Source organism: Citrobacter sp. wls714 (assembly GCF_005281025.1).
Taxonomy (GTDB): Bacteria; Pseudomonadota; Gammaproteobacteria; order Enterobacterales; family Enterobacteriaceae; genus Citrobacter; species Citrobacter werkmanii.
Genome location: NZ_SZWZ01000089.1, coordinates 100,068 through 111,111 on the forward strand (window position 1 = coordinate 100,068; position 11,044 = coordinate 111,111).

The 11,044-nt window shown below is 50.3% G+C and carries 8 protein-coding genes and 1 pseudogene; 2 read left to right on the plus strand and 7 right to left on the minus strand.

All coding sequences use genetic code 11. The features are described from left to right. Positions 1-27: 27 nt before the first annotated feature. Positions 28-1,401, plus strand: coding sequence for an ATP-dependent RNA helicase DbpA (gene dbpA / locus FDX11_RS18070; protein WP_137398328.1), 1,374 nt, complete (start codon positions 28-30; stop codon positions 1,399-1,401). A gap of 48 nt (positions 1,402-1,449) precedes the next feature. Here the strand turns inward: dbpA and ttcA are convergent, their stop codons facing one another. From ttcA to nifJ, 5 genes and pseudogenes are all read right to left on the minus strand, one after another. After that, a complete protein-coding gene (ttcA, locus tag FDX11_RS18075; protein WP_042308186.1) occupies positions 1,450-2,385 on the minus strand; it encodes a tRNA 2-thiocytidine(32) synthetase TtcA in 936 nt (311 codons plus the stop codon). 197 nt (positions 2,386-2,582) lie between these two features. Next, on the minus strand, positions 2,583-3,017 hold the full coding sequence (gene uspF, locus FDX11_RS18080) for a universal stress protein UspF (protein WP_006684401.1): 435 nt from the start codon (positions 3,015-3,017) through the stop codon (positions 2,583-2,585). Between the two features lie 81 nt (positions 3,018-3,098). Then, positions 3,099-3,311 carry a KTSC domain-containing protein gene (locus tag FDX11_RS18085; RefSeq protein WP_072014741.1) on the minus strand — a complete coding sequence of 71 codons (213 nt, stop codon included), beginning with the start codon at positions 3,309-3,311 and terminating at the stop codon, positions 3,099-3,101. 126 nt (positions 3,312-3,437) lie between these two features. Beyond that, positions 3,438-4,589, minus strand: a pseudogene (gene ompC, locus FDX11_RS18090) (porin OmpC); the annotation flags it as partial. A gap of 367 nt (positions 4,590-4,956) precedes the next feature. After that, positions 4,957-8,481: a pyruvate:ferredoxin (flavodoxin) oxidoreductase gene (gene nifJ, locus FDX11_RS18095; RefSeq protein WP_137398329.1), complete on the minus strand. Its 3,525-nt coding sequence runs from the start codon at positions 8,479-8,481 to the stop codon at positions 4,957-4,959. 274 nt (positions 8,482-8,755) lie between these two features. Here nifJ and FDX11_RS18100 point away from each other — a divergent pair, with 274 nt between their 5' ends. Then, on the plus strand, positions 8,756-9,022 hold the full coding sequence (locus tag FDX11_RS18100) for a DUF333 domain-containing protein (RefSeq protein ID WP_003833199.1): 267 nt from the start codon (positions 8,756-8,758) through the stop codon (positions 9,020-9,022). 13 nt (positions 9,023-9,035) lie between these two features. On the opposite strand, the gene hslJ is transcribed toward FDX11_RS18100, so the two are convergent. Together hslJ and FDX11_RS18110 are read right to left on the minus strand one after the other, a co-directional pair. Continuing rightward, the gene (hslJ, locus tag FDX11_RS18105; protein ID WP_042308195.1) at positions 9,036-9,455 is read right to left on the minus strand and encodes a heat shock protein HslJ; all 420 of its coding nucleotides are present in this window, start codon (positions 9,453-9,455) and stop codon (positions 9,036-9,038) included. A gap of 111 nt (positions 9,456-9,566) precedes the next feature. Further along, positions 9,567-10,556 (minus strand): 2-hydroxyacid dehydrogenase, encoded by a 990-nt coding sequence (locus tag FDX11_RS18110; RefSeq protein WP_079224047.1) that lies wholly within the window; start codon positions 10,554-10,556, stop codon positions 9,567-9,569. Positions 10,557-11,044 lie beyond the last annotated feature (488 nt).

Genomic DNA, 11,044 nt, shown 5'->3' on the forward strand with positions numbered 1-11,044 from the left:
TGTGAGTTTTTACCGCGAGATTAAATTGTGACCGCTTTTTCGACCCTGAATGTTTTACCTGCCGCCCAACTCGAGAACCTCAACGAGCTGGGCTACCTTGAAATGACGCCTGTTCAGGCTGCTGCGTTACCGGCAATCCTGGTGGGGAGAGATGTTCGCGTGCAGGCTAAAACCGGCAGTGGCAAAACGGCTGCTTTTGGTCTTGGATTGTTGCAGCATATTGATGCCGCGCTGTTTCAGACGCAGTCTCTGGTGCTGTGCCCAACGCGTGAGCTTGCCGACCAGGTGGCAGGGGAACTGCGTCGTTTAGCGCGCTTTCTGCCAAATACCAAGATCTTAACCCTGTGCGGCGGGCAGCCCTTTGGCGCACAGCGTGACTCCCTACAACATGCGCCACATATTATTGTCGCCACGCCGGGGCGTTTACTTGACCACCTGCAAAAGGGCACCGTTTCTCTGGACGCTCTGAATACGCTGGTGATGGATGAAGCCGACCGCATGCTGGATATGGGCTTTAGCGATGCGATTGATGAGGTGATTCGCTTTGCACCAGCATCGCATCAAACCTTACTATTTTCAGCGACCTGGCCGGAGGAGATTGCCGCCATCAGCGGTCGGGTACAGAAAGATCCGCTCACGATCGAAATTGATACGGTGGATGCGCTGCCGGCGATTGAACAGCAATTTTTTGAAACGTCCAGCCACGGTAAAATCCCGCTGCTGCAAAAATTGCTCAGTCAGCATCAGCCCGCATCCTGCGTGGTTTTTTGTAATACCAAAAAAGATTGCCAGGCCGTTTGCGACGCACTGAATGCGGCAGGGCAAAGCGCACTCTCGTTGCATGGTGATCTTGAACAGCGCGATCGCGATCAGACGCTGGTACGTTTTGCCAACGGTAGCGCACGTGTACTGGTTGCTACCGATGTGGCCGCGCGTGGTCTGGATATCAAGTCGTTGGAACTGGTGGTTAACTTCGAGCTGGCGTGGGATCCTGAAGTCCATGTCCATCGTATTGGACGTACTGCTCGCGCTGGTAACAGCGGTCTGGCGATTAGTTTCTGCGCGCCGGAAGAAGCGCAACGTGCCAATATCCTGGCTGAAATGCTGCAACTCAAACTGAACTGGTTGCCTGCGCCAGGCAATGGTTCAATCCTGCCGCTGGAAGCTGAGATGGCTACGTTGTGCATTGATGGCGGTAAAAAGGCTAAAATGCGTCCCGGCGATGTTCTCGGCGCTCTGACCGGCGATATTGGTCTGGATGGGGCTGATATCGGCAAAATCGCCGTCCATCCGGCGCATGTCTATGTCGCAGTTCGCCAGACTGTGGCGCATAAGGCATGGAAAAAATTGCAAAACGGAAAGATTAAAGGCAAGACCTGCCGCGTTCGTTTATTGAAATAAATGCGCGTTGGAGCGCCTGATGGCGCTCCGCTTATCTGGCATGATAAGTTACTTCACTTCCACAACGTTCAGGCGCAACTCATCCAGTTGGGTATCATCCTCTTCTGGCTGCCAGCCCGCGGGTTGCAGCGGGATCTCTTCGCGGTCAAACGCTAAATCACCACCGTCCACAACTTCTGAGCCGTGTTTAATGCCTTTAAAATCGAACAGATTGATATCACTCAAATGAGAAGGTACAACGTTCTGCATTGCGCTGAACATGGTTTCAATGCGGCCTGGATAGCGTTTGTCCCAGTCGCGTAGCATGTCGGCGATGACCTGACGTTGCAGGTTAGGCTGTGAGCCACACAGGTTACACGGAATAATCGGGAAACCTTTCGCTTCAGAGAAACGCTCAATATCTTTCTCACGGCAGTAGGCCAGTGGACGGATCACGATGTGCTTACCATCATCACTCATCAGCTTCGGCGGCATACCTTTCATTTTCCCGCCGTAGAACATGTTTAAAAACAGTGTTTGCAGGATGTCATCACGATGGTGGCCGAGCGCAATCTTGGTGGCGCCTAACTCGGTTGCCGTGCGGTACAGAATGCCGCGACGCAGGCGAGAGCAGAGCGAGCAGGTCGTTTTACCTTCAGGAATTTTATCTTTGACGATCCCGTAGGTATTTTCTTCGACGATTTTATACTCAACGCCCAACTGTTGCAGATACTCCGGCAGAATATGCTCCGGGAAGCCAGGTTGTTTCTGATCGAGGTTAACCGCAACTAAGGAAAAACTGATCGGCGCGCTTTGCTGCAAATTACGCAGGATCTCCAGCATGGTATAGCTGTCTTTCCCTCCGGAAAGGCACACCATAATGCGATCGCCGTCTTCGATCATATTGAAGTCGGCAATCGCTTCGCCCACGTTGCGACGCAGACGTTTTTGCAATTTGTTCAGGTTGTATTGTTCTTTCTTGCTAATATCTTGATTTTGCGACATTTAATAGAGGCTCAATTCATATTGTGGCATCAGAAGAGTATGCATCACGCCGGATAGTCCGGCAAAAGAAGTCTGATATAAAAACTGTGGCGTGTATGGTACGGATAAGCGGGAAAAATGTCAGCACATTTAGGACAGGAATCGTGGGGTATGAAGGGTAAAACAAAAAGCCCGCCACGATGTGCGGGCCAGACAGCTTAGCGGACAACCAGAACTGAACACTCCGCATGACGCACCACGGCTGCGGCGTTAGAACCCAGCAGGTAAGTGGTGATGTCAGGTCGGTGAGAAGCGATAATGACCATATCAGCCGGTAATTTTTTAGCCATCTCCAGAATTTTATCTTTCGGCGCACCTTCCGCGACATGAACGTGCACTCTGTCCGTTGGGATATTGAACTTCTTGATAATCTCTTCCAGTTGAGATTTCGCTTCGGCTTTCAGATCGTCCATGGCCGGCAACTCTGCCGAGTAGGCCAGTCCCAGGGAAGCATAATAGGGCAGTGACGGAATAACGGTCAAAAAATGGACCTGCGCATCGTCAATTTTTGCTTCTGCTTCAACATGGGCAATAACGCGTTGAGTTAATTCTGAGTCTGAAATATCGATGGGTACAAGAATCGTTCTGTTCATAAAACCTCCTGTTTAAGTATCCATCTAAAGCTTACCGCGTAATGGCACTTTATGTACAATGACAAAGATCACATTTTGGCATCACTTTATTTTGATTTCAGGGAATTTTCCTTTTATTACCCCATCATAAAATCGACCTTTAGAGACGACGCTCAGGAAATCACGAAAAATACGGGCAGGAACATGCTGGTATTGCAGGGTAGACAATTGATGAAAGCGAATTTCAAGCGTGTGAGAGGATTCGTCATAACCGACGGATGCAATACGGGATGATTTTACAGGGTGATGATTCATTGCAGGTATCCTCTACTACAGGTCTTTATGCAATATATCATCTATCAGGGATGTGTTTTGAAGCAACAGATATAATGTTTTGATCTGGATAAAACAGAATTGCGATAACAGAAAGAAAGCCCGCCAGAACTGGTAAACCATACCCAGAGCTACAGTGTCATCGGTAGAGATGTCATTGCCAGCATAGAAGCTGTCGTCTTCGTCCAGCAGGTTGATTTTGTAATCAACATAGGTGGAGAAGTTTTTGTTGAAGAAGTAAGTAGCACCAACGGAAGCATATTTAACCAGATCTTTATCGCCAGTAGTTCCAGCAGGGCTTGCAGCATTACCAGGCATATTCAGATCTTTACCCTTAGACATCAGGAAAGACACTTCCGGACGCAGACCGAAATCGAATTGGTATTGCGCAGTAACTTCAAAGTTCTGAGTTTTGTTGGCAATAGTGTAATCACTACCGTTAGAGCCGCCGTACGGGGTCATATTACGGGTTTCGGAGTACATGGTTGCCAGGTAGATGTTATTCGCATCGTATTTCAGGCCAGCAGTCCACGCGTCAGCTTTATCGCCGCCTGCGGTAGAATGGTTCACCTGCTCGTTGGTACGGTCAGAAGAGGTATAGGCAGCACCGAAGCTTACGCCCATACCCAGATCGTAGGTAGAGGAGATACCGAAACCGTCACCGTTGGAATTCTTCACATTACGGTCGCCACCGTTATTGGTGCCTTCCTGCTCGTTGGTAACCTGATTTTCGTTGGCACCCTGGTACTGCAGCGCAACGTTCAGACCGTCAACCAGACCGAAGAAGTCGGTGTTACGGTAGGTCGCTACGCCGTTCGCACGACCGGTCATGAAGTTATCCGCTTTGGTGTAGGAGTCACCGCCGAATTCTGGCAGCATATCGGTCCAGGCTTCTACGTCGTACAGTACGCCGTAGTTACGACCGTAGTCAAATGAGCCATAGTCACCAACTTTAATACCTGCGAAGGCCAGACGAGTCCAGGAGTTACCTTTATCATTTTCTGTGGTATTAGCCTGCACCTGATATTCCCACTGGCCATAGCCGGTGATCATATCGTTAACCTGGGTTTCGCCTTTGAAGCCCATACGCATATAAGTCTGATCGCCATCGCTGTTCGCGTCGTCAGAGAAGTAATGCAGACCGTCTACTTTGCCATACAGGTCTAATTTGTTGCCGTCTTTATTATAAACTTCAGCAGCGTGAGCCGCGCCTGCAGCCAGCAGGGCAGGAATTACGAGAGCCAGTACTTTTCTGTTCATTGAAATAATCCTTTAGTTTTTTTATTTAACCTGTGACTACCCATGTAGGGAGTAAAAGCATGCTAAAGGAGAAGTTCCGTAAAGAGATAAATATGAATTGTTACGTCTTAAGTAAAACCTTAAATAAATAATTCCACAGAAACAGTGATAATTTCAATGAATGTGTTTATTAAAAATATATAAAATAAAAATTATACAAGTGAATTTTGTTGAGCTATTCTGCGCGTGTTATATGCCTTTATTGTCACGTTTTATTTTTTCGTTGACGTATTGATAGCCAATATTAATTAGCCAGCGAATAAATTGACAAGCCCGAACAACTGTTCGGGCTTTTTTTTCGTTCCACTTTAACGCTGAGCTAAGCGTATTACTCGGTTCCGCTCTTTTCCGCTTTACCTGCCAGTTGCGCCAGGAAATCGTAGCGTTTTTGCAGATCGGCTGTTGCGTCTTTCCACAGCTGTTCAGCGACTTCAGGCTGTTGGGCATTTAAGCGGCGGAAGCGCTGCTCGTTAAGTAAAGTTTCAGCCAGTGCATCTGACGGCGGGCGAGAATCCAGCGCCAACGGCAGTTTACCTTCGTCAGCACGACGCGGATCAAAGCGATACAGCGGCCAGAATCCGGTTGCCGTGAGCTGACGCATCTGATCGTGGCTCAACGCGAGATCATAACCATGCTCCTCGCAAGGGCTATACGCGATAATCAGCGACGGCCCCGGATAGGATTCCGCTTCCTGAATAGCTTTCACCGTCTGGTTCAACTGGGCACCCAGGGAAATCTGCGCGACATAAACATGCCCGTACATCATCATACTGACACCAAGATCTTTACGAGCCTTACGTTTGCCGTGCTCCCCAAATTTAGTGACAGCCCCAAGAGGCGTGGCTTTTGATGCTTGTCCGCCCGTGTTGGAGTAACACTGGGTATCCAGCACCAGAATATTGACGTTCTCGGTCAGACTCAGGACGTGATCCAGCCCGCCGAAGCCAATATCGTAGGCCCAGCCATCACCGCCAATCAGCCAGATGGATTTCTCAACCAGCGCGTCGGCATCGGTTAACAACTGCTGTGCGCCTTCGACATCTTTCAGGTGCTGGCGCAGGGCCGCTACTTGCTCACGACGAACCTCCGGCGTGGCTTCTGCATGCAGCGCGTCATTCAGTTCAGCCGGGATGTTATCGGCAAACTGCTCCAGCAGACGCATAACGCGCACTCGGTGTTGATCCACCGTCAGACGGAAGCCCAGGCCAAACTCGGCGTTATCTTCAAACAGCGAGTTTGCCCATGCTGGCCCACGCCCATTGGCGTCTGTGGTATAGGGCGTTGAGGGCAGGTTACCGCCATAAATTGATGAACACCCGGTGGCATTCGCAATCAACATCCGGTCACCGTACAGCTGAGTGAGTAGTTTGATATACGGCGTTTCACCACAGCCAGAGCAGGCGCCGGAATATTCAAATAGCGGCGTAATCAGTTGCGAGGTGCGAATATCAATACGTTCCAGTTTGGTGCGATCAATTTCCGGCAGATCGAGGAAGAAGTCATAGTTAACTTTTTCTTCTTCAACATGCTCAAGGCGCGACATCATATTGATGGCCTTGATTTCTGGATTTTGACGATCTTTCGCCGGGCACACTTCGACGCACAGATTACAACCGGTGCAATCCTCTGGCGCGACCTGCAGAACATATTTCTGACCACGCATATCGCGTGATTTCACATCCAGAGAGTGCAGGCTGGCAGGGGCGTTTTCCATCGCTTCTGGGGAAACCACTTTGGCGCGGATTGCCGAGTGCGGGCAAGCGGCAACGCAGTGGTTACATTGCGTACACAGCTCTTCTTTCCAGATGGGGATCTCTTCGGCGATATTACGTTTTTCCCAACGCGTGGTGCCCATTGGCCAGGTACCGTCTGGCGGCAGCGCGGAAACGGGAAGCGCGTCACCCAGACCGGCGAGCATTGCTGCGGTGACGGTTTTCACGAAATCTGGTGCGGCATCAGAAACCACCGGTGGGCGGTTGGCGCTATGCGGATCAACCGGCTGCAGGACCACTTCGGCGACGGATTCACGCGCCAGAGCCAATGCCTGCCAGTTACGTTCGACCAGATCCTGTCCTTTACTGCTGTAGCTTTTCGCAATTGCTCCCTGCAATTCGATCAAAGCGCTGTCGCCGGGTAAGATTTGCGTCAGGTGGAAGAACGCCATTTGCATCACGGTGTTTATACGCGCCGCCAGACCACACTCACGGGCGATTTTGGCCGCATTAATGACGTAGAAACGGGCTTTCTTCTGATTCAGCACCGCCTGAACTTCCTGCGGCAGACGCGCCCAGACTTCATCCACATTGTATGGGGTATTAAGCAGGAATATACCGCCAGGTTTCAGGCGTTCGGCCATCTGATACTTATCGATAAATTGCAACTGGTGGCAGCCGACAAAATCGGCTTGTGAAACCAGATACGCTGAGCGAATGGGATGTTCGCTGACGCGCAGGTGGGAAACGGTCAGGCCGCCTGCTTTTTTCGAGTCATACACGAAATAACCCTGCGCATACCACGGCGTAGAGTTACCGATAATCTTGATATTGTTTTTGGTGGCCGACACGCTGCCATCGCTACCCAGGCCGTAAAACAGCGCTTCGAGCTTAGCGGTGCCGGGCAGGGTGTTTTCTGGCAAAGGCAATGACAGGTTGGTGACATCATCATAGATACCGACCGTGAAGCGTGGTTTTGGTTTCGCGCTATTCAGCTCATTAAAGACCGCCATGACGCAGTCGGGTCCAAACTCTTTGGACGAAAGACCATAGCGTCCGCCAATCACTCGCGGTAAGGTTTCTCGCGCGCCGCAGTTAAACGCTTCCGCCAGTGCGGTCATGACATCCAGGTATAATGGTTCTGCCTGCGCGCCGGGTTCTTTGGTGCGATCCAGAACGGCGATGCTCCGTACGGTTTCCGGTAGGGCGCGCAGCAAATGTCTGGCAGAGAATGGGCGGAACAGGCGCACTTTCAGCACGCCAACTTTCTCGCCGCGAGCCAGCAGTTCTTCGACGACTTCTTCACAGGTGCCAATCGCCGAGCCCATCAAAATAATGACGCGTTCTGCCTGCGGATGACCGTAATATTCAAATGGCTGGTACTGGCGACCCGTCGCCGCGGCGAAGTCGTTCATCGCCTGTTCTACATGATCGTAAACCGCGTTGTACCACGGGTTGGTCGCTTCGCGTGACTGGAAGTAGGTGTCCGGATTCGCTGATGTACCGCGGATAACCGGATGCTCTGGATTTAGCGCCCGAGCGCGGTGAGCATCGATCTCCGCCTGAGGCATCAGTCCGAGGATCGTGTCATCGGCCAGCGGCACAATTTTGTTGATCTCATGCGATGTACGGAAACCATCAAAGAAATGAATAAACGGGACCCGGCTTTTGAGGGTGGCCATTTGCGAAATTAGCGCAAAGTCCTGTGCTTCCTGAACACTGCTGGCGCACAGCATCGCGCATCCCGTTTGACGTACCGCCATCACGTCGGAATGATCGCCAAAGATCGATAACGCGTGAGTCGCAATCGTACGTGCCGCAACGTGCAGTACAAACGGGGTCAACTGACCGGCCAGTTTGTACAACGTTGGGATCATCAGCAGCAGGCCCTGCGATGAAGTAAACGACGTAGAGAGCGCACCGGTCTGCAACGCGCCGTGAACGGTCGCTATAGCACCGCCTTCTGACTGCATTTCTACGACGCGAGGAGTATCCCCCCATACGTTTTTAAGCCCGTTCCCGGCCCAGGCATCCGCCTGTTCAGCCATCGTCGAACTGGGCGTAATCGGGTAGATGGCGATAACTTCGCTGGTACGAAATGCGACCGAAGCAACCGCACCATTACCGTCAATTGTTTGCATACTGACACCCTTACATTGCGCAAAAAGAGGGACTCGCGTAACAGCGGCGAATCCTGTAATTATCCTTCTATTTTAGCAAAAGCCATTCAGGCGCATTTTCGCTTTTGTGTCCCTGGAATAAAGAGAATGAATGGTTTGATCAAAGGAGCAGGCAAAAAATTGCCAGAAAATGTAAACAGCGCGCATAAATGCGTGGTTTGCCTCTCGACGGCAGTGTGTCTGCTGCCTATTATTTATGGCTGTGTCGTTTGGTTAATATTCAGAGGGGAGTAAGATGCGCGCAGCGTTTTGGGTAGGGTGTGCCGCGTTATTATTATCGGCGTGTAGCAGTGAACCTGTTCAGCAGGCAACCGCAGCACATGTCGCACCGGGCATGAAGGCAGCAATGTCCAGTTCCGGAGAGGCAAATTGCGCCATGATTGGTGGTTCGCTCTCCGTGGCCCGTCAACTGGATGGCTCAGCCATCGGGATGTGTGCGCTACCCAACGGCAAACGCTGTAGTGAACAGTCGCTTGCCGCCGGAAGCTGCGGGAGCTATTGAGCCACTGCGTTTATTACATTAAATCCGCAAGTTTATACGTCAGCGTTTGTTCTGCCGTCGCCAGTGTCAACTGGTCAGCAGTCAAATCGACCTGTGCGCCTTGCTTAAACATTTCGCTGACGATGCCGTCGAGCGCGTTAAGCTGTGGATCGGCGCACATCATGCGGGTCATTGCCATATCTTTCACTTTCAACTCGCCGTCGGACAACTTGCCCTGACCGTGGAATTGATTACACATCTTTCCCGATACCGTCATGTTTTCGCCAAAACTCAATTCGGGTGGGTTGTTGGCGACGGTAACAGCTTTACCATTCACGCTCTGCAAAACGAAACGGTGATGCTGTAACTGGTCGCGATTGACGGAAACTTTTCCACTGTTCACACAGCCGGCCATCAGCGTGCTGAGGGCAATTAACGTGACAACTTTCTTCATTAAAATTCTCTAAGTTCGTGACCGGAATACATTTAATATAATAATGATACTGACTATTTTATCATCGGCAATTATCTGAAAATGCCCCCCTAAAGCCTGGGGGCACAAGGATTAGAAGAGGGCGTTTGGACAGGTTTCGCCTTTGGCGATTTGTTTCAGATTTTGCAGAGTCGTTTCAGAAATGCTGGTCAACGCTTCGGCGGTCAGAAACGCCTGATGCCCGGTAAATAGCACGTTATGACAGGCTGACAGACGGCGGAACACGTCATCCTGAATCACATCATTGGATTTATCTTCAAAGAACAGATCGCGTTCGTTTTCATATACATCCATACCCAGTGAACCAATTTTCTGGTTTTTCAGAGCATCGATAGCCGCTTGTGAATCGATCAGCGCCCCACGACTGGTGTTAATAACCATCACGCCGTTTTTCATTTGCTCAAAGGCTTCCTGGTTGAGCAGATGATAATTCTCCGGCGTTAACGGGCAGTGCAGGGAGATAACATCGGACTCCGCAAACAGCGTTTTAAGATCGACATATTCCACGCCTAATTCCAGAGCAGCGGCACTTGGGTAGGGATCGAACGCCAGCAGGCGCATACCAAAACCTTTCAGGATCCGCAGCGCAGCAATACCGATTTTACCGGTACCAATCACCCCAGCCGTTTTGCCATACATGGTAAAGCCGGTCAGCCCTTCAAGAGAGAAGTTGGCATCACGGGTACGTTGATACGCGCGATGAATACGGCGGTTCAGGGTCATCATCATGCCAATCGCATGCTCAGCGACGGCTTCAGGCGAATAGGCCGGGACGCGTACCACCTGCAGACCCAGCTCTTTTGCCGCGTCGAGATCGACGTTATTGAACCCAGCACAGCGCAGGGCGATATATTTCACACCCAGCTTTTTCAGTTCTTCCAGAACCGGTCGGCTGCCATCATCGTTGACGAAGATGCATACCGCTTCGCAACCATGGGCTGTTTTAGCTGTTTTCTCCGTCAGCAGAAAGTCAAAAAATTCAAGTTCAAAACCAAAAGCCTCGTTAACCTGCTGCAGATACTTTTTGTCGTACTGTTTTGTACTATAGATGGCGAGTTTCATAAGACTTTCTCCAGTGATTTTGACGTCACATTAGTTCAATTCAAATTATTTTACAAAATCTAAAAAGTTATTGATAGTCATAGAAGTAATGAATAATTTTAGAGTATCTCTTCTTAATGTGGTCACATTGCTGGATTTAAACCACTTTACTCAGCATAGGGTGATGGCGGAGTAGATACACACTCTTTAGCTGACTAGTATGAAATTTCAGCGTGGGCAGGCAAAATGCCGTGAGCAGAGGGATGAGGGACAGACGAAAGTGAGGTACATTCACATTCTTCCTTGGGGGATGTCTTAACATAACTAGAAATATAGCAAATACATAAGGTTAAATGTGGGTCGACATGAGTGTTAGCTTTTACCTGGCCGTTCCTGACTATAGACATTTGTACTGATAGTAGACTCTTGTCTCCAGGAGTCTACTATCGCCGAACAAAGTATATTTGTGTTATTCAGAAGGCCTGAATCGCCACGGGTTTAACAGACAC